20 protein-coding genes are annotated in these 21,077 nt (G+C 62.2%); 13 read left to right on the top strand and 7 right to left on the bottom strand.

Features of this window, described 5'->3' with window-relative positions:
• Nucleotides 1-2: 2 nt before the first annotated feature.
• A complete protein-coding gene (locus tag HZC36_11275; GenBank protein MBI5707555.1) occupies nucleotides 3-614 on the top strand; it encodes a hypothetical protein in 612 nt (203 codons plus the stop codon).
• Nucleotides 615-780: 166 nt separating this feature from the next.
• Here the strand turns inward: HZC36_11275 and HZC36_11270 are convergent, their stop codons facing one another.
• The 3 genes from HZC36_11270 to HZC36_11260 form a co-directional block, all read right to left on the bottom strand.
• The gene (locus tag HZC36_11270) at nucleotides 781-2,232 is read right to left on the bottom strand and encodes a hypothetical protein (GenBank protein MBI5707554.1); all 1,452 of its coding nucleotides are present in this window, start codon (nucleotides 2,230-2,232) and stop codon (nucleotides 781-783) included.
• 171 nt (nucleotides 2,233-2,403) lie between these two features.
• Nucleotides 2,404-3,786: an HDIG domain-containing protein gene (locus tag HZC36_11265; GenBank protein ID MBI5707553.1), complete on the bottom strand. Its 1,383-nt coding sequence runs from the start codon at nucleotides 3,784-3,786 to the stop codon at nucleotides 2,404-2,406.
• A gap of 11 nt (nucleotides 3,787-3,797) precedes the next feature.
• Complete coding sequence (locus HZC36_11260; protein ID MBI5707552.1) at nucleotides 3,798-4,502, bottom strand: hypothetical protein; 705 nt, start codon at nucleotides 4,500-4,502, stop codon at nucleotides 3,798-3,800.
• Between the two features lie 163 nt (nucleotides 4,503-4,665).
• Here HZC36_11260 and HZC36_11255 point away from each other — a divergent pair, with 163 nt between their 5' ends.
• The 3 genes from HZC36_11255 (at nucleotide 4,666) to HZC36_11245 (ending at nucleotide 7,653) form a co-directional block, all read left to right on the top strand.
• Nucleotides 4,666-5,115: a GAF domain-containing protein gene (locus tag HZC36_11255; GenBank protein ID MBI5707551.1), complete on the top strand. Its 450-nt coding sequence runs from the start codon at nucleotides 4,666-4,668 to the stop codon at nucleotides 5,113-5,115.
• A 16-nt stretch (nucleotides 5,116-5,131) separates the two neighbouring features.
• Nucleotides 5,132-7,048, top strand: coding sequence for a tRNA uridine-5-carboxymethylaminomethyl(34) synthesis enzyme MnmG (gene mnmG / locus HZC36_11250; GenBank protein ID MBI5707550.1), 1,917 nt, complete (start codon nucleotides 5,132-5,134; stop codon nucleotides 7,046-7,048).
• Nucleotides 7,049-7,236: 188 nt separating this feature from the next.
• The gene (locus tag HZC36_11245; protein MBI5707549.1) at nucleotides 7,237-7,653 is read left to right on the top strand and encodes a DUF3052 family protein; all 417 of its coding nucleotides are present in this window, start codon (nucleotides 7,237-7,239) and stop codon (nucleotides 7,651-7,653) included.
• Between the two features lie 190 nt (nucleotides 7,654-7,843).
• On the opposite strand, the gene ruvC is transcribed toward HZC36_11245, so the two are convergent.
• Both ruvC and mutL read right to left on the bottom strand, forming a co-directional pair.
• The gene (gene ruvC / locus HZC36_11240; protein MBI5707548.1) at nucleotides 7,844-8,323 is read right to left on the bottom strand and encodes a crossover junction endodeoxyribonuclease RuvC; all 480 of its coding nucleotides are present in this window, start codon (nucleotides 8,321-8,323) and stop codon (nucleotides 7,844-7,846) included.
• 187 nt (nucleotides 8,324-8,510) lie between these two features.
• Nucleotides 8,511-10,361 (bottom strand): DNA mismatch repair endonuclease MutL, encoded by a 1,851-nt coding sequence (gene mutL / locus HZC36_11235; protein ID MBI5707547.1) that lies wholly within the window; start codon nucleotides 10,359-10,361, stop codon nucleotides 8,511-8,513.
• 210 nt (nucleotides 10,362-10,571) lie between these two features.
• On the opposite strand from mutL, the gene motA reads away from it, so the two are divergent.
• Nucleotides 10,572-11,432: a flagellar motor stator protein MotA gene (motA, locus tag HZC36_11230; GenBank protein MBI5707546.1), complete on the top strand. Its 861-nt coding sequence runs from the start codon at nucleotides 10,572-10,574 to the stop codon at nucleotides 11,430-11,432.
• A 161-nt stretch (nucleotides 11,433-11,593) separates the two neighbouring features.
• Entirely contained in the window at nucleotides 11,594-12,499 is a 906-nt protein-coding gene (locus HZC36_11225) for an OmpA family protein (GenBank protein ID MBI5707545.1), read from the top strand.
• A gap of 62 nt (nucleotides 12,500-12,561) precedes the next feature.
• On the opposite strand, the gene HZC36_11220 is transcribed toward HZC36_11225, so the two are convergent.
• Nucleotides 12,562-13,404 carry a PEP-CTERM sorting domain-containing protein gene (locus HZC36_11220; protein MBI5707544.1) on the bottom strand — a complete coding sequence of 281 codons (843 nt, stop codon included), beginning with the start codon at nucleotides 13,402-13,404 and terminating at the stop codon, nucleotides 12,562-12,564.
• 307 nt (nucleotides 13,405-13,711) lie between these two features.
• On the bottom strand, nucleotides 13,712-15,826 hold the full coding sequence (locus HZC36_11215; GenBank protein ID MBI5707543.1) for an acetylornithine transaminase: 2,115 nt from the start codon (nucleotides 15,824-15,826) through the stop codon (nucleotides 13,712-13,714).
• A gap of 344 nt (nucleotides 15,827-16,170) precedes the next feature.
• Between HZC36_11215 and HZC36_11210 the strand changes: the two genes are divergently transcribed.
• The 7 genes from HZC36_11210 (at nucleotide 16,171) to HZC36_11180 (ending at nucleotide 21,077) form a co-directional block, all read left to right on the top strand.
• Nucleotides 16,171-16,308, top strand: coding sequence for a hypothetical protein (locus HZC36_11210; protein ID MBI5707542.1), 138 nt, complete (start codon nucleotides 16,171-16,173; stop codon nucleotides 16,306-16,308).
• A 122-nt stretch (nucleotides 16,309-16,430) separates the two neighbouring features.
• A complete protein-coding gene (locus tag HZC36_11205; GenBank protein MBI5707541.1) occupies nucleotides 16,431-17,093 on the top strand; it encodes a response regulator transcription factor in 663 nt (220 codons plus the stop codon).
• A 4-nt stretch (nucleotides 17,094-17,097) separates the two neighbouring features.
• Nucleotides 17,098-17,763: a hypothetical protein gene (locus HZC36_11200; GenBank protein ID MBI5707540.1), complete on the top strand. Its 666-nt coding sequence runs from the start codon at nucleotides 17,098-17,100 to the stop codon at nucleotides 17,761-17,763.
• Nucleotides 17,760-18,356 carry a hypothetical protein gene (locus HZC36_11195; protein MBI5707539.1) on the top strand — a complete coding sequence of 199 codons (597 nt, stop codon included), beginning with the start codon at nucleotides 17,760-17,762 and terminating at the stop codon, nucleotides 18,354-18,356. Before HZC36_11200 ends, HZC36_11195 begins: the two co-directional genes overlap by 4 nt.
• Before the next feature lie 105 nt (nucleotides 18,357-18,461).
• Entirely contained in the window at nucleotides 18,462-18,947 is a 486-nt protein-coding gene (locus HZC36_11190) for a hypothetical protein (protein MBI5707538.1), read from the top strand.
• A 176-nt stretch (nucleotides 18,948-19,123) separates the two neighbouring features.
• Nucleotides 19,124-19,642, top strand: a complete 519-nt coding sequence (locus HZC36_11185; GenBank protein MBI5707537.1) for a hypothetical protein — start codon at nucleotides 19,124-19,126, stop codon at nucleotides 19,640-19,642.
• A 1-nt stretch (nucleotide 19,643) separates the two neighbouring features.
• Complete coding sequence (locus HZC36_11180) at nucleotides 19,644-21,077, top strand: DUF1800 domain-containing protein (protein MBI5707536.1); 1,434 nt, start codon at nucleotides 19,644-19,646, stop codon at nucleotides 21,075-21,077.

Below are 21,077 nucleotides of genomic sequence, written 5' to 3'. Positions count from 1 at the left end.
GCGTGGCACCAAAGGTCTGGAGCTTCCGCCGCCAGTTGATGGGAAACCTTGTGCCGCTTCTCGGAGCCCTGCCTTTTGGCGTCGTGGGGCTCGCGCTGGCGATCCAGCGGCAGCAAATGTCCGGCTTACCGCTTTGGGTCTTCTCGCTGATGCCTGTTGCCGGATGGCTGCTGATGAACTCCCTCGGGCTCTTTGAGAACGCGAAGATGAGGGCAGAACTCCAGCGGAGGCTCTCGCCGAGGCCCCAGCATGTGTTCGTCGGAGTTGCGCGCCCCTCGTTTCGGGGACTCCTCGATCCCCATGAGGATGTCGGCTTTCTGGTGCTCGGTGAGACGGCGCTGGAGTTTCTCGGCGAGTCGCTGAAGATCCGGATCGACCGCAAGTCGCTCAACGGGGTGCGATTCCGGCCCAATGTGCATTCGATGGTCGGGCTGGGCCGGTGGGTTTCGGTGGAGGGAGTGCTGGAAGGAACGCCGATCCGGTTGTTGATTGAGCCGCGAGAGAGGCGCACGTTGTGGGGCAACAGGGCGTTTTCGAAGGAGCTGAAGCAACGGATTGAGGAATGGGTGAAGGGTGAACGGCAGACTCCACCCCCTGACCACCTGACAACCTGAACACCTGAACACCTAGCGCCCCAATGTCCTAACACCCGGACGCCCCAATGCCCTAACGCCTGAAAACCTGGCCACCTGACCACCTTAATACCCTCTCATCCCCTCACAAACAAAACCGGGCCCTGGAGGATCTCCAGGGCCCGGGTCGTCGTGAAGCTTATCGAGATTAGCCGCGCAGCAGGCTGAGCACGGAGCTCGGAGCGCTGTTCGCCTGAGCGAGCATCGCAAGACCCGACTGCTGCAGGATCTGCAACTTCGTGAAGTTGGTCATTTCCTCGGCCACGTCGACGTCGCGGATGGACGACTCGGTCGCTGCGAGGTTCTCTCGGGTGACGCCCAGAGAGCGCATGTTCGTCTCGAGAACGTTGCGGCTGAAGTTACCGATGGTGCCCCGCGCCGTGGTGATCTCGTTGATGGCTGCGTCGATGACCTTGATCGCGTCGGCAGCGCCGCTTGCGGTCGTTAGGTCGAGGTTGTTCAGCGTGTAGCCCGACACGATGTTTTTGCCGAGTTCGGTCGACACGTAGTTGCCAAGGGCAAGGCTGCTGGTCTGGCCGTAGTTCGCTCCAATCTGGAACTGTGTCTGGCCGACCTTCAGGTTGCCTGCCGTGAAGGCGCTGCTGGTCGCGTTGCCCGCTTCGCTCAGCGAGACCGTGTTGCCGACCGCGTCGGTCAGCGTAAGGCCGTTGGCGCCCATCTTTCCGCCCGTGAAGGCCACGGTGGCGAGGCCGCCCGAAGTCGAGCCATTGCTGTCGATGATGACGTTGGCCACGCCGTCGGTGCCGGTGGCGCTCGTCGTGCCCGCTGTGTTCAAGACGCCGTTCGCGTCGCTGATCGAGAAGTTGCCGACCGAACCGTAATTCGAGGCCCTCAAGATCACGCCGGTGCCACTCTGGAAGTCGGCAGCAACGCCCGTGCTTCCGGAGGCCGCGTTGATCATGTTGACCACATCCATAACCGTGTTGGTGGACTTGGTTACGAAGGTGCGGCCGTTGATCGAGAACGATCCGGCAGAGACGGTGTCCGTCGCGTTCGTGAAGAGCGTCGAGCCCGTCACGGTCGCCCTGGTCGCCGCCGTTGAAACAGACACGGTGATCAACGAGTCGGTCGTGATGGCGGCGCTGTTGAACGAACCGCCAAAGTACATCCGCGCAATGTTGGCCGCGCTTGTGATCGAGGCCTGCACGCCGGAACTGCCGTCCAGCAGCTTCTTGCTGCCGAACTGCGTCTGCTCAGCAATACGCGTGACCGACGCCACGATCGACGCAAGCTGGTTCTGGTTCGCCTGGATTTGAGTCGAGCTCAGAGCGCCCGTGTTGGACGACGCGACCGCAAGTGAGCGGGCGTCCTTGAGCAGGCTGCTGACCTCGTCGAGCGCTCCTTCGGCGGTCTTCGAGAAGTTGACCGCGTCCTGGTTGTTGCGCAATGCCTGGTCGATGCCCGCGATCTGTGCGCGGAAGTTCTCCGAGATGATCAGGCCAGCGGGATCATCGGCAGCCGACGTAATCCGCAGACCCGTGGAAAGTCGGGTCATGGACTTGCCGAACGCATCGCCAGTCGTGCTGACGTTGCGAAGCGCGTTCATGGCCGCGACGTTATTGTTAACCCGAAACGACATTTGATCCTCCGTGATGCCAAAACCTACGTTGGCTGACGGCTCCTTCCGTTGGGACCAACCCTCGGTGGTCCAGCCAGCGTGGCTTCCGTCCTTCTGTTCTTTGGAATCCCTAAAGGCAGGCTTCGCTGTCAGGAATACGGGGGTCCGCGAAAGCAGGTATTTGTGCGGATGTCAAGTGTTTTGGCCCGGAGAAGGGGGCTTGAGGGCCCTAACTCGGCCGAGCAGCGCACGCTTTGCCATATCGATATCGCCTGAAGGGAGCCGTCCCTCGATGACTTCATCTTCCAGCCAGCGCTTCCACTTCCCAACCTCAGGGCCCTCGTGGAGGCCAAGCACGGTCTTGATCTCCTCGCCGCTCAACGGGGAGAGTTCCTCCCTTGGCTCCTCGGCTTCCTCGAGGTCCCCCAGCACGCGCTCAAGGCTCTCCAGGCCCAGCGTTTCCGCCCCTGGAGCGTGGGCTCGCCGATCCGCCCAGGCCAACGTCATCAGCCGTTCAAGTTCCCCGCCGAGGTCTCGACGCAGCCTGCGCGCGGCGGGCAAACCCCAGTGCAGGGTGGAGGAGGGCCGCATGTGGTTGGCCACCAGCGTGCGAACTGGAGCGATCACCGAATTGGAGAACTTGAGACGGCGCAAAACCCTCTCGGCGACCTTCGCACCCTGCGCCTCATGCCCCAAGAAGCGCACGCGTCCGGTCGGGTCCTCGGTCCTTGTCAGGGGTTTGGCGACGTCGTGCAGCAGAGCCGCCAGCCTTAGAACCAGGTCCCCCGTTGGCACGCCATCCAGGACCGCGAGCGTGTGGTCCCAGGCGTCCAGGTGATGGTACACCCCTTGCTCCAAGCCCCTGAGCGCGCAAAGCTCGGGCGCGAACTGCGCCAGCAGTCCCGTCTCCAGCAGGGCCCGGAGGCACTCGGAGGTCTGGGGCAATAGAAGCATCCGCCTGAATTCCTCCTGAACCCTCTCCCTGCTGATGATCGCTAGGCGCTGAGCATGCCTCTCGATGGCCTCAACCAGGCCCTCTGCGGGCTCCAGACCCAACTGCCAGCGAAACCGAACGGCCCTGAGCATCCTCAGCGGGTCCTCTTCGAAGGTCGCGCCAGGCTCCAAGGGCGTTCGTAGAACTCGGCCCTTGAGGTCGTCGACGGAGTTGCCCAAGAGGTCGAGCACCTCGCCGCTCCAAAGGTCCTGCATCAGCGCGTTGACCGTGAAATCTCGCCGTCTGGCGTCCTCTTGGAGCGTCGCTGCTTCGACTTTCGGCTTGCGCGAAACCGAGCGGTAGCTCTCTTTGCGCGCGGTGACGATCTCGATGTCGGCCCCGCCGATCCTCACCTTTGCGGTCCCGAACCGTGGATAAGTCACGGGAAGGTGATCGGAAAGCCCCTTGGCGGCCAGGTGCTCCGCGAGTTTGAGAGCATCGAGATCGGTGACTAGGTCAAGGTCCTTGGCTTCTGGGAGTCCAAGCAAGGCATCCCGCACCGCGCCGCCCACCAACCACACGTGGCCTTCAAAAGGGGTCCCACTGCATGCATCGCGCACCAGTTCAAGCGCTGGATGCATGCCTCCTCCTGTTACGCCTTGACCCGGGCCATCGTCATCTTCATGTCCACGGGCCCGATCCCAGGCAGGGGCGCCGCCTTATAGTCATAGTCGCCTTTCAAGAGCGTCCCATCCTCGGGCGATATCCAGAGCTTGCCGGTGCAGCTTGCTGGAAAGTCGCCCTTGGTCTCGGTGTAGCTGAACCGAACCGCCACTGCGTCCGCGCCCTCCAGCTTTTCGATCCCCAGGCACTCGTAGTCGGCCCTTCCCGGCGTGTTGGCGTTTAGGGCTGAGGCTTTCACTTCGAACGACCACTTCTCCCCTGTCTTCACGCCCTGAGGCGGCGCCACGAACAGGGTCAGGTGCTCACGGCGGCTCGTGCCTTCGTCGAGCTCCGGCGAGTTGATCTCCAAGATCTCGCCATTAGCCTTGAACTTCATGGTGCCCACCGAATTGGGCAAAGCGGTCGTTTGGCCCTGAAACGCCAGCTTGCCTTCCGTCGTGGACTGCTCGATCAGGTACGAGCCGTCGGATTCCACCTTCACCACCTTCTCGATCAGCGTCGCGGTGCCCTTGGCCTCGATGCCCTGGAAGGTCAGCGACATCTGCATGCTGTAGCGGGCGGTCGCGCCTGCCTTGACTTTGCGGGCGATCGAGAAGGCGTCCTGCGTGGCCTCGGCGAGCCCGAGGCTGAGCAGGAGCAAGGATATAGGCAAGAGCGAACGCAATGGCTTCATAGGACCAACCTGGTGGATACTGTCCCCCTTTGTACCGCATGGCCCCCGCTAAACGCCCGAATGCGGAGCCTGCCGGCACCCATATCGGCGCACTATTGTGTTCGGTGAGGGCGGGCCTGGATGCTTCCCATGGCAAGGGAGGACGACGCGGTATGATCGGCGAGTGGTCAACCCGGACGCCGCGCTTCACATCGTCTTGACGCTTCAGCGATCCGAGCAAATTGGGTCTGAGCTGCGGGGGCTGGCGATGACCCTCCTGGACGCCCTGCCAGGCTATGATTGGTCTGGGATCTATGTCCTGGACGGCGACCTTCTCAGGCTGGCGGAATACGTCGGCGAACCCACCGACCACACCCTGATTCCGGTGGGCAGGGGGGTCTGCGGAACATCGGTGGCCGAGAACAGGAATCAGGTCATTGACGACGTGAACGCGCTGGAAAACTACCTTTCCTGTTCCCTCAAGACCAAGGCCGAGATCGTGGTGCTGATCCGCGACCGCGAGGGCAAGGTGCTGGGGCAGATCGACGTCGATTCGCACACCCAGGGCGCGTTCGATTCCAGCGACGAAAGGCTCCTGACGCAGGTCGCTGGAATCCTGGCCTCAAAGTGGTAGGGTCCAGGTCGGTACAATCTCCACCTTGGAACGGTTCGACGTTGTGGTGGTGGGCGCGGGCCATGCGGGGATCGAGGCCGCATTGGCCTCGGCGCGCCTCGGCGCCAAGACCGCCTGCGTGACGCTTCGCCGCGACCGGATCGGCCACCTTCCATGCAACTGCTCCATCGGCGGGCCCGCCAAGGGGCACATCGCCCGCGAAGTGGATGCCCTCGGCGGCCAAATGGCCCTGGCCACCGATCAGGCGCTGACGCATATCCGCCGCGTGGGGACGGGAAAGGGCCCCGCGGTCCAAACTCTGCGAGCGCACGTCTGCAAGGACCTCTATCCTCGCCTCATGCGCTCGGTCCTGGAGTCGGAGCCCAACCTGACGATTATCGAGGGCCGAGCGGAGTGGGTCCTTGGGAAGGGGGAGGTGTCGGGTGTTCTGGTGTTGGGTTCTGAGAGTGCCAAACCCATCGAGGTCGAGGCGCGCGCGGTCGTACTCACCACGGGGACCTTCTTGAACGGCCTTTGCCACGAGGGGAGCCGTCAGACGGTGGCCGCGCGGCACGGCGACGAGGCGGTGCTAGGACTCTCGCTGTTTCTCAGGGAAATCGGCGTCAACTTGCGACGCTTCAAGACGGGTACGACGCCTCGCGTCCGCCTTTCGAGCCTAAGGCTGGAGGGCCTGGAAAAGCTGGAATCGGAGCCGAACGCCGGGGCGATGAGCTTCCTGAACGACGCGCCAAATCCGGCCGGCGAGCCCTACGCCTGCTGGCAGACCCGCACCAACCCTGCCACCCACGACTTCCTAAAGGAGCACTTGCATGAAAGCGCGATGTACTCCGGGCGCATCGAGGGCGTCGGGCCGCGCTATTGCCCAAGCGTCGAGGACAAGGTTGTGAGGTTTGCCGGCAAGGACTCGCACCCGATCTTTCTCGAGATCGAGGAGTGGGACGGCGAATCGGTCTATGTGCAGGGATTCTCGACCTCGATGCCATCGGAGGTCCAGCTTCTGGCTCTCAAGACAATCGAGGGGCTTGAGGAGGTCGAGATGCTCCGGCCCGGGTATGCGGTCGAATACGATATGGCCGACCCGCTGCAGCTCTTCCCCACTTTGATGAGCAAGCAGCTTTCCGGGCTCTTCCTGGCGGGGCAGCTTAACGGCACGAGCGGCTATGAAGAGGCGGCTGGGCAGGGCATCGTCGCCGGCATCAATGCGGCACGGCACGCGCTGGGATTGGAGCCCGAGCTTTTCCCACGGTCGCAGAGCTTCATCGGAGTCATGGTGGACGACCTGGTGACCAAGGGGATCGAGGACCCCTACCGCATGCTCACGGCGCGAGCGGAGCATCGCCTGCTGTTGCGGCACGACAACGCCGACCAGCGCCTGACCCCGGTCTCGAAGCAGTTGGGACTGTGCTCAGACGCCCGCTGGCAACGCTTCTCTGAAAAGCAGGAACGGATCGAACGGGGCATCGCTCGGCTCAAGGAGACTCAAATTGGATCGGCGGAGAACCCTATGCTCGCTGAAATGGGCCAGCCGCCTGTGTCAAACAGAGCTTCCCTTTTCGACCTTATGAAACGGCCGAGTTTTTCGCTGGCCGACGCTCAGGTCCTCTCCGCGCGGCTGGAGACCGAGAGTTCCAGCACGGCGTGGGCCGAAGACGACGGGTGCTTTCTCTCCGCGCAGGTTCGAGAGCAGATCGAACTTGCGGCGAAATACGATGGCTACCTTCAGATCCAAGAGCGCGTGGCGGCCCGGGCCCGCCGACTGGAGGACCTCCGCATCCCCGAGGCGTTCGACTACCGGCGACTTTCCGGTCTCAGCTACGAAACTGTCGAGAAGCTCTCGCGCGTCCGTCCCGTAACGATTGGGCAGGCGTCCCAGGTCCCCGGCGTTCGTCCCTCTGACGTCGCCCTGTTGATCGGTTGGCTCAACAGCGCATAGGGGAAGGATCAGAGGGAGGACGGGGACCGTAGCCGCAGGTTCCGTGCCTGCGCTTTGGGGACTGAGGGACAAAGGGACAGAGGGACGGGGACCGTAGCCGCAGGTTCCGTGCCTGCGCTTTGGGGGCCGAAACCCAAAGGGGCCTTTCGACCATTGCCCCTCCCGGCAAAAGGGTAAAACCGCCGCGCATGCAACCCGCCGGATATTCGGGAACGCCTCTGGTCAAGAAGCTCGGCTTCAAAGCCAGATTTCGGGTCAAGGTGCTGGACGGTCCGCCAGGCCTAATCGGAGCCCTGGAGCCACTCCCAGAGGCTGTCAACTTCCTTGAGGATGGGCCCGAAGGCAGCTTTGACATGGTGCTTCTCTTTGCGACGGAATTTGAGGACTTCCGGCATAAACTTGCGGAGACCAAGCCGCTCATCAAGCAGAACGGGATGATCTGGGTTGCCTGGCCCAAGAAGGCGTCGAAAGTCCCCACGGAGCTCACGTTCGAGGTCGTTCAGCCCTATGTGCTGTCCCAGGGTCTTGTGGATATCAAGGTCTGTGCGATTGACGATGTGTGGACGGGGCTCAAGTTCGTGATTCCGGTGAAGGACCGGCGGTAAGCCGGTTCATTGGGAGTGTTCGGCGCGAGCTGAAGCTCGCTCTCACTGAAAAGGCGGGGTGAACCCCGCCCTCCGTTCGACCTTAAGAGCCCCCCTATTCCAAATCCCAACACCCAGCTCCCTTCGCCCTTCGCCCTTCGCCCTTCGCCAAGAACGGCCTACCCCATTTCGCTTATAGACAAGGGCGGCATCAGCTGATCGAAATCCGGCTCCGCATCGCGTGGCAGATGGCGATCGCCAGCGCATCGGCGACGTCGTCCGGCTTGGGAGGCTTTGCCAAACCCAGCAGCTTGGTGACCATGAACTCGACTTGCTTCTTCTCGGCGTTGCCTACACCCACCACGGCTTGCTTCACTTCCGGAGGCGTGTATTCGGTGACCGCGAGGCCGTGCTGTCCCGCCGCGAGCATGACCACACCCAGCGCCTTGGCGACGTCCATCGCGGTCTTCTTGTTGACCGAGAACAGCAGCTTCTCAGTAGCGAGCGCATCGGGCTTGTGGCGCCCCAGAAGCTCTGAGGTCTGCTGATGAAGAAGGAGCAGCCGGCTTCCAAGCTCGATGCGCGGCGTCTCAATGAGTCCGAAATCAATGGCCTGCAGGCGGGAGCCCTCACGCCTTACGAGGCCGTAGCCTAGTCGTTCAAGTCCAGGATCGATGCCGAGGATGAGCATGGGAGGGTGGTTGTCGGGTGGTCAGGTGTTCGGGTGTTCGGGTGTTCAGGTTTTCAGGTGTTCAGGTGTTCAGGTGTTGGGCCTTGGGGTTGGGCGCCTGGGTGGTTCCTGGCGGGATTCATGCTTCCGTTCCCCAAATTGCCCGGCCATCAATCGTCAATCGTCAATCGTCCTTCGTCATTCCCCCTCACGTCCTCTTGAACTTTCGCAGAAGATCCTCCGTGCTCAAAGTGACCGTAATGGGCCGCCCGTGCGGGCACAGGTAGGGGTTCTCTGTGGTCGCCAAGTCAACGATGAGTTTCTCCATCTCCGGGATACTGAGCGGGTCGCCCGCCTTGATCGCCATCCGGCAGGAGGCCGTGATCCAGATTTGTTCGCGAGTCGGGCTCAACCTGCGCGTGACAGCCATGTCCGTCAGTTCGTCCACCATGTCCTTCAGCACCTTGAGCGAGCTTTTGCCCCGGATCGCTCCAGGCACCGCGCGAATCAAGAAGCTCTCGCCGCCGAACGGCTCCAGGTCGAAGCCGATGCGCTCGAGCTCGTCGAGCCTCTCGGTGAGCAAGACCGCCGACCTCCTGTCCAGATGCAGAGTCTCGGGCGTGAGCAGCGGCTGCTTTTCGATGGCGGTCGAGCCCTTGAGCCCACACAGATACTCGTATAGGATCCGCTCGTGCGCCACGTGCTGGTCGATGATGACGATTCCTCGGCGCGTCTCCGCAATGATGAAGGTGCTCATCGCCTGCCCCAGCACCTTCAGGCCGTCGAGCAGGTCGTAGAACGGCTGCCGCTCATTGCTGAGGGTTGGGTCCGGAAGTTCGACCGGAATTGAGAGGTTGGGCGCACCAAGGGACTCCAATGGCGACTGGGCCCTGATCGACATTTCAGTGAGGGAGCCCCCCGGGGAACCGCTGCTGAGGAATCCAGCCGGCGTCCATGCAACTCCGCCCACCTGTCCACCGCCCGCCAGGGCGATCGCTTCATTGGCCGCCGCGATCCCCTCCGCGCTCGGAATCATCCCGTGCTGCATGAGGGCGTTTCGGATCGCATAGAAGATAGCATCGAACGCTGAGGATTCCTGCTGGAACTTGACCTCGCTCTTCGTGGGCGAGACGTTGACGTCGATCCGCTCCGGCGCCACCTCCAGCATCAGCGCCGCCACCGGGAACCGCCTTTCAGGAGTCAATGACCGATACGCCTGGTCCAGCGCCGCTTGTAGGGTACGGGTGCGCACGGGCCGGCCGTTGACGAAGAAGAACTGGAACGCGCGGGTGGGCTTCGTCAAGTGCGGCGGGCTGACGAACCCCCGCACGCGAATCCCTGCAGTCTCCGCCTCGATCTCGGCCAGCCCCCGAGCCAGGTCGCGCCCCCACACCCGGCTCAGCGCCTCCAGCAGGTCCCCGCTGCCGGAAGTGGCGAGGATCTCGTTGTCGTTGTGAATCACGGTGAAGGACACCGTCGGAAACGCCAGCGCGTACTTGGAGACCGCGTCCAGGCATGCGCCGAGCTCCGTGGCGTCGGACTTCAGAAACTTGAGCCTTGCGGGGGTGTTGTAGAAAAGGTCTTCAACCGTGACCTCGGTTCCCCGCGGACCAGACACACCCCGCTCCTGAAGGGTCTTGCCCCCCTCGATCGCCAGCTTCGTTTTGAGCCCGTCCAGGACCCCCGTTGTGATCGAGAGCCTGGAGACCGAAGCGATGCTGGGGAGCGCTTCTCCCCTGAACCCGAGAGAGAGGGCCGACGCGAGGTCCTCCAGCGACCGGATCTTTGATGTCGCGTGGCGCTCGAGCGCAAGGGCCGCATCTTCGGCGCTCATCCCAGATCCGTCGTCCGAGACCCGGATCAACGTTTTTCCGCAATCCTTAAGCTGAACCCGTATGGCCGTAGCGCCGGCATCGAGCGCGTTCTCGACGAGCTCTTTGACCACCGAAGCTGGCCTTTCAACCACTTCGCCCGCGGCGATCTGGTTCACGGTATGGCCGTCGAGCAGACGCACGCGCGAGGCAGGCGATTCCGCTGGAGGGACCTGTAAGGATTGCATGTGTGTATGGGGAGGGACGCCGCCGATGATCCTATTGTAGCGAACAAGAATCCCCATGCTGATTTGCGAGGCTTTTGCCCGCATTTTGCGTGGGTTTCCGTTCGGAATGAGGAATAGGAGCAGTAGGGGCGCCTTGCATCTTGTCGTATGGAAGCGGCAAAGGAGAAGGCCCGCCCGGCGAGGGGCGCGGAAGGGAGCTAGGGAAAGCGTATGTTCACGATTGTCGGCATTGGAATCGTATTGGTCGCAGTCATCGTGGGCTACGTCATGCACGGCGGCCCGATCGGCGTCCTGATGCAGTGGAACGAGTTCATTATTCTTGGAGGCGCAGCGGTCGGCTCAATCATCGCCGCCACAGGGATGAACGGCCTGAAAGGGGTCATTCAGGGCATCATGGGGCTCCTCAAGCCCGATCCCTTCGTCAAGCAGGCTTATGTCGACCTGCTCAAGATGATGTATCAGCTCTTCAACGTTGCGAGAAAAGAGGGCCTCCTTGGCCTGGAATCGCACATCGAAAAGCCTGAAGAAAGCTCGATCATCAGCAACTACAAGTCGTTCCTGGCAAACCACCACGCCGTAGCGTTCTTCTGCGACACGATGAAGGTGATCTTGACCGGCGCTGTTGGCCCCCACGACCTCTCCGAAATGATGGAAGTCGACTTGGAGACGGCCCACGCCGAAGCGCACCTTCCGATGCACGCCGTTCAAACCGTAGGCGACGCCATGCCCGGATTCGGAATCGTCGCGGCCGTCCTTGGCGTTATCATCACGATGGGCAAGATCGGCGGTGAGGCAGCGGCCATCGGCGAAAGCGTCGCGGCAGCCCTTGTAGGCACGTTCCTGGGAATTCTTCTCGCGTACGGCATCTTTGGGCCATTGGCGCGCGCCATGGAGCTTCGGCTCAATTCAGAAGCAGCCTATCTGAACTGCGTTCGCTATGCGCTCTTCAGCTTTGCCCGGGGCGAGTCACCGATTACCTGCGTTGAGTTCGCGCGGCGCAACATTGACCCGGCCAACAGGCCTGGCTTTGCCGAAATGGAAGCGGCGGTCAAGGAGAAAGCCGCAGCCTAGGGAGTGTGGATAGGTGGACGTGAGGATGTATGGAAGGCGATGTGCGATGGGGAATTTGCGACGAGCGAAGGGCGACGAGCGACCCGGACACCCGAGAACCCAACACTTGAGAACCTGAAGACCCAACACCCAATGCCCCAATGCCCTAATGCCCCAACGCCATGAGTGAAGCCGGACCCATCATTGTCAAGAAGAAAAAGGTCATCGCCGGAGGGCATCACGGCGGCTCCTGGAAGGTGGCCTATGCCGACTTCGTCACGGCCATGATGGCGTTCTTCATGGTCATGTGGATCATGGGCATGGACGCCGAGACCCGGTCCATGGTCGCCGGCTATTTCAACGACCCAATGGGTTTCATCAAAAACCCGCCCAAGTCTCGAACCGTCTTTCCGATGCCGGGCTCCCCGGCTCCCAAGCTAGGCCAGGCTGGCGCTTCGACCTCGATGACCATGAGCGAAAACGAGCGCCTCGAAGCGGACGCCATGAAGTCGCTTCAGAAGAAGATCGAGAATGCGGCAAAGGACGGGAGATCCGCCGACCTCAAAGACCTGCTCGAGAACTTCGAAGTGACGCTCACCGACGAGGGGCTGAGGCTGGAATTCGCCGAATCGGTTGGCGCGGTGTTCTTCGAATCAGGCAAAGCGGTGATCCGGCCCGAGGCCAAACAGCTCATCCAGCGCATCGCGCCGATTCTCGCCCGCTCAGGAAGGAAGATGAGGATCGAGGGCCACACCGACGCCTTGCCCTATGCGGGCAAGGACTACACAAACCTCGAACTGTCCACCGACCGGGCGGGGAGTCTGCGCAGGGAGTTGACTGCAGATGGCGTGGCACTCGAACAGGTCCTCAGCATCGAAGGACTCGGCGCGAGTGAGCTCAAGAACAAGAAGGACCCCTACCATTTCAGCAACCGACGGGTCACGCTGCTGCTGCCGTATGATAAGCAGATCAGCAAGGTCCAAGACCTTCCCGCCGACCTCCTGAAGAAGCAGATCAAGGCCGCCTTCCGCACGGACATCGACGTGGCCCCCGGCAAGCCCGATGTCTCACAGGGCAAGCTCCCTTAAGGCAACTGAGCCGACCTGGGGACTCCCCAGATCGGCTCAAACTGCAGCGAACTCGATGTCGCTTACTTGCGGCGACGAAGCGCCAGAAGCCCAATCGCCAAGACCGCGAAGCCGGCAGGCTCGGGCACCAGGTGAGCGTCGAACTCCATGTTGTCGATCGCGAGGCCGTGGTCATTGCCCGCCTCGTTGATGTGAACGAATCGGAACATCATGTCCTGGCCCGGCATCCAGAGCGAGCTCAGGGTTGCGCCCGAGCTGATGAACGCCTCGTTAATCGGGTCGTTGCCGTTCAGGGCGGCAGCGGTGGTTCCCGTGGTCGGCGAGGTGAAGTCGAGGCTCGTCACACGCGTCCAGCTCGTGTCCGGATTGTAGCCGTTCACGTTGGTTCCCGAGACGTCGCCCGAAGCGGACTGGGTGTCCGTTCCAACAAACTCGTTCGTGTCCGCGGTGTTGTCGGCGTCCTGTTTGTAGCTGAAGCGCAGGGTTTGGGCGCTCGCGTTGCCACCGTTGCGCCACTGCTCGCCCGTATAGACGATGCTGAACGAATCGATCGCCGAGCCGGTCATGTTGCGCACGCGGAATCCGAAGATGACCGCTTGCGGCGTGCCGGAGCCCAAGGCGCCGAGCGCGCGCTCGTTGTCGGTCGTCGACGCGCCATAGCTATACAAAGCGCCGCTGTTGGAAGCGCCAGTGTCAGCTCGATAGTTGGCTTCCTGGTTACCGGTGATGGTCTCCATGTACCAGCCGTTCAGGGGCGATGAACCGTTGGTCCACGAGTTGGTGGTGCCGGTGGATGAAAGGGAATTGAAGTTCTCGTTGAGAATTGTTCCCGTAAAGTTAAGCTGCTGCGCTTGGCTAAGGGCGCTCGCTGCCAGGATGCTGATCGCAAAGAAGCGTCGTGACATGGTCCTCCTCCTCATTGGGGCGCCCAAGCAGGGACTGCCCAGCAATAGCACCATTATCTCGCATTGCTGAAAGCCTCGCAAGGAGTGACGGCGTCTGCCGGCAGATTTAGGGGCAATACCGGCAATTTTGCTGTCATTGGGGCTGCCCCCGGAGTTCCGAAGAGTTCGTGCGTTCATGGATGTCCTCATTTCTGTGAAGCCCGTCGCTATACGGGGCGACAAAGCGGCCCGCACCGAACAAGGAAGAGGATAAAGGCGGTTCCTTTTGCGCCCGCTATCGGGAGCTTAAGGGCGAAGCCACGGGGCATTACTGCGCCAAACCCAAGACCTTTGCCAGCAGTGCCTTCTGCGCATGCAGACGGTTCTCCGCTTGCTGGACCACGCGGCTCTGGGCGCCGTCGATGACGTCGTCCGTCACCTCGAAGCCCCTGCGCGCCGGAAGGCAGTGCAGGAAGATCGCGTCCTTTTCGGCCATCGCCATCACGCGCGAGTCGACTTGATAGGGCTCAAAGACCTTCAAGCGGTGCTCTTGCTCGTGCTCGTCGCCCATGCTCACCCACACGTCGGTGTAAACCACCTTGGCGCCCGTTAGTCCTTCTTCGATGCTCTCTGTCTGCCGAACCCCTTCGGTTTCCTCGAGTTGGAAGTTCTTGGGGCCGCAAATCGTCATCGGGTAGCCGAGCATCACGGCGAGCTTTGCTAGGCTCCGGGCCACGTTGTTGGCATCGCCCACATAGGTGATCGGAACTGTCTGCCCGCCGAACGCCTCACGAACGGTCAGCATGTCGGCCAGCGCCTGACAAGGGTGCTCCATCTCGGTCAGAGCGTTGATGACGGGTGAATCGCAGTAGTGCGCCAACTCGTGCAAGTGACGTTGCCAATAGAGCCGCGCCACCACCGCCGCACACCATCCGCCGAGGTTGCTGGCCACGTCCTTGATCGCCTCGCGGCTGCCCATGCCGATGTCGGCCTTGCTAAGGTACACCGCATGGCCACCCAACTCCTGGATCGCCGCTTCGAAGCTCACACGAGTCCTGAGCGACGGCTTCTCAAACACCAGGGCGATCGTCCGGCCCTCAACCGAAACCACCGGCTCCGGCGCAAATTTCCGTCGGTTCTTGAGCCGTGCCGCCAGCGCGAGAACCTCCTCGGCTTGAGAACCGGATAGGTCTTCCATGGCCAGCACGTCGTGGTAGGCCTCTGGCGTCTGGGCCACGGCCTCCACCGCCTCCGACGTTTCGCCGGCCAAGGCCGACTTCAAGATCGCCACGCCCTGCTCCGCCTGAGCTTCGGTGAGAATGAGGGGAGGCAGCAGCCGGAGCGTGTCTTCCGAAGTGGCGTTTGCCACCAGGCCCCGCTCGAAGCACTTTTGCACCACGTCGCGAGCTATCGGCTGATTGAGCCGGATGCCGATCATGAGACCGGCCCCTCGAACCTCGGCTATGGGCCCACCGATCGCAGTGAGCTGCGAACGAAGGGAATCCCCCACACGCTTGGCGTTGGCGATCACCCCTTGCGATTCGATCGTCTCGATGACCGCGAGGCCCGCGGCGCACATCAGGGGGTTTCCACCAAAGGTACTGCCGTGGTTTCCGGGCTGCAGCACCTCCGCGGCCTCCCCGCGCGCCAAACAAGCACCAATCGGCATGCCGTTTCCTAGCCCCTTAGCGATGGCCATCACGTCCGGGACGACGCCGTGCTGCTGAAAGTGGAACCAGGTTCCCGTGCGGCCCATTCCAGTCTGTATCTCGTCGAAAACCAGCAGCGCGCCATGCCGGTCGCAGAGCGTTCGGGCTTCAGCAAGAAACTCTCTCGAGATCGGAACGACACCGCCCTCTCCCTGGATTGGCTCGATGAAAATCGCCGCAACGGAATCGTCGAAGGCTGCCTTCAGGGCATCCAGGTCGTTCGGCTTCACGTACGATATGCCCGGGATGAGGGGCTGGAAGTCGTCCTGATACTTGATCTGACCCGTCAGGGTGAGCGCCCCGAGCGTCCGGCCGTGGAAGCTGTTGTCCAGCGCCAAGACCTTGTAGTCGCCGTTGCGCCTCTTCGAAAGCCCGTGCTTCTTGGCAATCTTGAGGGCCGTTTCGATGGCCGATGCCCCGCAGACCGAGAAGAACACGCGGTCCATCCCGCTGATTGCGCAGAGCTTCGCTGCGAGCCGGGGAACAGGGTCGGTCAAAAGCAGGTTGGAGCCATGCACCAGCCTTGAGGCTTGTCGAGTGATGGCCTCTGTCACCGCCGGGTGGGCGTGCCCGAGTTGGCAGACCCCGATGCCGGCCAGAAAGTCGAGGTAGACCCTGCCGTTCTCATCCCAAAGGAGACAACCGTTGCCACGCTCGAACAACGCGGGAAAACGACGGTAGGTCTTCATCACGTGAAGGTCGTCGAGTTGCTGAGCGCTGTGAGTGTCGATCATGGTTATCCTCCTGTGGATGTGTTCGGGAGCTGCCCGCGATGGGTTCATGAGCTGAAAGCCCGGCGCTTCTGGCGCTTGGGATCAGCTTTCGGACCAAGCGCCGTTGCCTGGAATGGGGGTTCGCGGTGAGCCTCCGAAGGAAGGTGAGCAGGATACCCGAAGCAGTTTTCCACAGCAGAATGCTGAACTTTTTGGTCCCAGGGGGCTTGCCTTGGCCGAAAGAACCTAATATAATCGCGAGAGTAGGCTTAGCCTGAAGCTGCGGATCATCGCATCGGAGGGTGAACCCTATGCGGAGCATGCTCCGTCCATAAAAAGAATCTCAACTTTAGGAGGTGTGGGATATGAAAAAGATCTTTACGATTTTGTTGGCTTTGAGCGCTCTTTCGCTCGTGATCGGCGGTTGCGGCGGTGGTGCTGCTGACGAAGGCGCGAAGCCTGCCGACAACGCAGCGCCCGCAGAGGGCGGCGAAGCGAAGTAAGCTTCAACAGTCGACGAAATCAACCCCTTCTTCCCATTCGGGGAGAAGGGGTTCGTCATTTGTGAGTCTTGCTCTGAACTGGGATAGGTTCAACCCGACTCGTTGGCTGTATACTCCGCCCTATGCCGACGAAGATCAGGGTCGTGGTCGCGGACGATGAGCACTCTTATCGAAACGCGCTGCAGCGAACGCTAGGCTTGATGCCTGAGTGCCAGGTCATCGCCGTCTGCCAAGACGGCCAGGAGGCGCTCGACGCCTGCCTTGCCGATCCCCCGGACGTGCTCCTCACCGACGTCAACATGCCAAGGCTGGATGGAGTCGAGCTGATTCGCAAGCTCCAGCGCCAGGAAAAGGACGTCCGCGTAGTTGTGCTCACGATCCGTGAAGACGAAGACACGGTTTTTGACGCGTTTCGCGCCGGGGCGCTAGGCTACCTGCTCAAAACTTCCACGCCACAGGACGTGATCGATGCGATCCGTCTGGCCGAGCGCGGCGAGGCCAAGATCACGCCAAAAATCGCGGCCAAGGTGATTGAAGATTTCCGCAGGGTCAAGGAAGACGACGACACCGACGACGCGGAGCTCTTTGTCCTCAGCGATCGCGAACAGGAGATCCTCGATCTCATCGCCCAAGGCATGAGAAACAAAGAGATTGCCTCCAGGCTTTGCATCGCGGAAAAGACCGTCAAGAACCACGTGAGCAACATCCTCAAGGCGCTCCAGGTCAACAGCCGCACCGAGGCCGCGATGAAGGCCGTCAAGTCGAAAATGGTCGTCAAGGAGTAACGGCGTGTCCGATCAAGCCGACGAGCGCGAGCCGGATGCACCGAAACAGGACTCCCACAAGGCTGCCGACGAGGTGCTTGCCGCCCGCCCGAGGCGGCAGCTTTCCGTGCGCTGGTGGTGGCTCATCAGCCTGTTCGCCGTATGCGTTTTCCCTCTAGGCATCACGTGGTGGACCCTGAACTACGGCGTCAAGGCGCTGCAGGGCGCGGTCGAGGGCCGCGAGGGCGAGCGCTGTCAAACCCGGCTCAAAGCTCTTTGGCAGGGTCTGTCGCTGTATGCCGAGCAGAACGACGGGCGCCTGCCTCCAGCCGCCCTGTGGGTCGACGCCTCGTGGCCGCTGATGCCGAAGCAAAAGCCGAACGATCCCAACTCCAAGCCCCTCGACCCCATCAACGAAAGCGAAAGCGTCTTTCGGTGCCCCTCGATCTCGAAGAAACGAACGGGCGAATACGGCTTTGCGTACAGCATCGCCCTCGACGGAGCCGCTATCAAGTCGCTGGATGGCTATGACGCGGCGCCGCTCGTTTTCGACAGCATCCTGATGGGCCGCAACGCGGTATCGGGATTGGACACCCTGCCCAAACCCCCTCGCCATCGCATGTCGAGGTTCAACAACGTCGTTCTGGGGAGCGGATCGGTGAAAGCAGTTGCCCTCGGGGACAAGCCGTGAGCGACCTGCCCCGGATGAGCGATGTCTCCGAAGTGGGCCCATCTCCCCGAAAGAAGAAGTCGTCGGCGCTGCCGTGGGTGCTTTGGGTGGGGCTCGTGGGCGGGGGCATCGGCCTGATGAGCCTGTTCTTGAGCCTTGTGCTCCCTGCGCTCAGCCAAGCGCGAATCTCGGGAAGCAGGCGGCTCTGCCTTCGAAATGTCCGCGTCATCGCTTCAGCAAGCATCCTCTATGCGGCGGACCACGACGGGAAGCTGCCCGGCGGAAAGGGTTGGGTGGAGGCCCTGCAACCCTTCACACGGAGGAGGATGGAGAACACAGCCGCGTGCCCATTGATCCATAGGGCACATCCGGAGCAGTATGGGATCGCCTTCAACGAGGCGATCGCGGGCAAGGTGCTTGCCTCCATCGAGAACGAAAAGACGCCTGTCGCCTTTGACAGCGCAGTGCTGAAGCGTGGCGCCGTCGCAGGACTGGACACCTTGCCCAATCCCCCTCGTCATCCAGGCGACGAGACTGCCAACTGTATGAGCACCTTGAACGGCAGGGCCCATCTGGTGCAGACAATGGACAGCCCAATCTTTACTCCTAAGTAATCGAGTAGTTGAGCCGGATCAGTGAACGCAGTCCGTGCCCGGACGTCCGTGCAGGCGTTGGGCTAGGCTCCTTGCGACCCCTGCCCAGCCTTAAGGAGACCACTAATGAAGCTTAAGAATGTGTTGATTGGCTTTGGTGTCGCCCTGGGAGCCTTGGCGCTCGCCGTGGCCGGCATCGAAGGAGCAAGGGGCCGCGGCGCGGTCCAGAACGACCAGGGCCAGCGTGGCCAGTTCGGATTCGAAGTGCGCAAGGTTGTGGATAACGGGCGAGTGGCCGGCGAGTTCCACTTCAAGCTTGGGGGCAACGAAAGGCGCGTCGAGATCGCCATGCCCAAGGCGCTCGGGTTCAATCGTGACGGCAATAGAGCGGGCTTTGGCGGCAAAGCCAAGATGGTCACCGTCATCGGGCGAAACCGCGTCGTTCGCGAGGGCACCGTTCGGGTCCACGTGGCCGATAACACCTCTCCGGACCATCCCACGGACACCCCGGATCGGCTTGGCCTTCGGTTCGAAGCCGCACGCGGCAACTTCGTGTTTGAGTTCGGCGGCGCGGTTGCCGAGGGCGACCTCGTCGTCTTCGAGCGCAACTGACAGAATCCAACCCCGACTCGCGATGGGTCCCCGGTGAAGAGCCATTCGCCGGGGATTCGCGCTTCATGGGTTCCGGCTTCGCGTCGGGCGTGCGCCTAGGACCTTCTGCAACCCTCTCGAACAACCTCCTGTAACCTGAGTCATGGAGCCCCGATCCGGGGCCCAAGGAAGGTGATGTGATGGTTGTGATCGGCGACGTATTCCTCGTGATCGCTTACCTCTTTGGCGTTTGCCTCTCGACCTGGGCGTTGGTCATGGGCATGAGCTTTCTGTTCCCTGGCAAGGTCTCGGCGGCGGAACTGGCGGCCGACAAGCGCCCATGGAAGACCTTTGGCCTCGGCCTCTTGGTCTTCGCTGCAGGAGCCTTTCTCTCGCTCGCGTTCCTGGGCCAGCCGCTTCCCGGCGCCAAGCTTTTGGGCACGGTTCTTCTATTAGCGCTCCTCTGCGTGGCCCTGCTGGGATTCACCGGAATTGCCTGCCTTGTCGGCCAGCGGATCCGCCCCACCGATCCCGAGTTGACCCGCTACAAGGCGATGTCGCGCAGCACCGGTCTGCTGGTCGTCGCGGGTTTGCTGCCCTTCATCGGCTGGTTCGTGTTCGCGCCGCTGCTGCTGGCTTACGGCACGGGCCTCGGCCTGCAGGCGCTGCTTGCCAAGAAGCAGGCGGCTCCGGCGTTCGACTTTGGGGCGGCCTGACATGGAAGTCTCTCGCCGAGAAGTGGTGAGGGCCAGCCTTGCTGCAGGCGCCGCAGCGGCCGCCGCGGGTTGCGCGATCCCGCTGAGCCGGGTCGGACGCAAGGGCCTTCCGGAGCGGATCGAGCCGCCCAAGAGCCCGTCGGACCCCGAGTACCGCCTTGCAAACCGTCTGGGCTATGGCCCCGTTCCCGGAGAGCCCGAGCGGATAAGGCGTATGGGACGGGCAGCCTATGTGCAAGAGCAGCTTGCGGCGAGCCAGCCAGAATCGCCCTATCTGCTCACGATGCTCCACCGGATGGACGCGCTCCAGCTCGACGCGGCGACCCTCCAGGACCTTCCCGAGCCTTATGTGCTAGGGCAGCTTCAGCAGGCGGCGATGCTCCGCGCGGTGTATTCACCGAACCAGCTCTTCGAGCGTATGGTGGACCTCTGGAGCAACCACTTCAGCATCTATGCCAAGAAGGCGGAAGGCGCCTATCGCAAGCCGACGGATGACCTCAAGGTCGTTCGCTCCCATGCGCTCGGCCGTTTTTCCGATCTCCTCAAGGCCTCAGCCAAGAGCCCTTCGATGCTGATCTACTTGGACGCCGAGCAGAACCACAAAGGCGTGCCCAACGAGAACTATGCCCGCGAGCTGATGGAGCTCCACACCCTCGGCGTGGACGGCGGCTACACCTACAAGGACATCAAAGAAGTGGCTCGGTGCCTCACGGGATGGACCGTCGAAGACCGGTTCCTTAGGCCGTTCTGGACGTGGCGCTTCGACCCCAGCCAGCACGACGACGGCGCCAAAACGGTGCTCGGCCACCGCATCCCGCCGGGAGCCGGCCAGAAGGACGTCGACATCGTGCTCGCCATCCTGTCGAGGCACCCCTCGACAAGCCGGTTCATCGCAAAGAAGATCTGCCGGCACTTCCTCGCCGATCCTGCGGAAGCCTGGATCGAGAGGACCGCGGCCATCTATCGGGAGTCGATCACCGACGATGGGGCCGGCGACATTAGGGCGATGCTGAAGCCGATCCTGCTGTCGGACGAGCTGGTCCATGGCGCACCGATCCTCAAACGACCGTTCGACTTCGTCGCTTCGGCCCTGCGCTCGGTCTACGCCGACACGGACGGGGCGAAGCCGATCCAGGACCATCTGGACAAGATGGGCCAGCCCCTTTACATGTGGCCGATGCCCGACGGCTACCCTGACAAGGCCGCCGCCTGGACCGGGTCGCTGCTGGGGCGCTGGAACTTCTCCTGGGCGCTTGCGCACGGCCTGATTGCTGGGACCAGCCCGCGCATCAATGAAGTTGGAGGCAAGGCTGGCGGACCCGCCGGACTCGCCGCGACGATCTTGGGTGGGGACGTTCCGGCGACCTGCGTCGATGGCTCTCTGCAGGCGACCGTCGCTCGGTGCCTTGCCAGCCCGCAGTTCCAATGGAGATGA

It is taken from the genome of Armatimonadota bacterium (assembly GCA_016223145.1).
Taxonomy (GTDB): Bacteria; Armatimonadota; Fimbriimonadia; order Fimbriimonadales; family Fimbriimonadaceae; genus Nitrosymbiomonas.
Note: the sequence above shows the minus strand (reverse complement) of the source record. Positions and strands in the feature narration are given on the sequence as shown.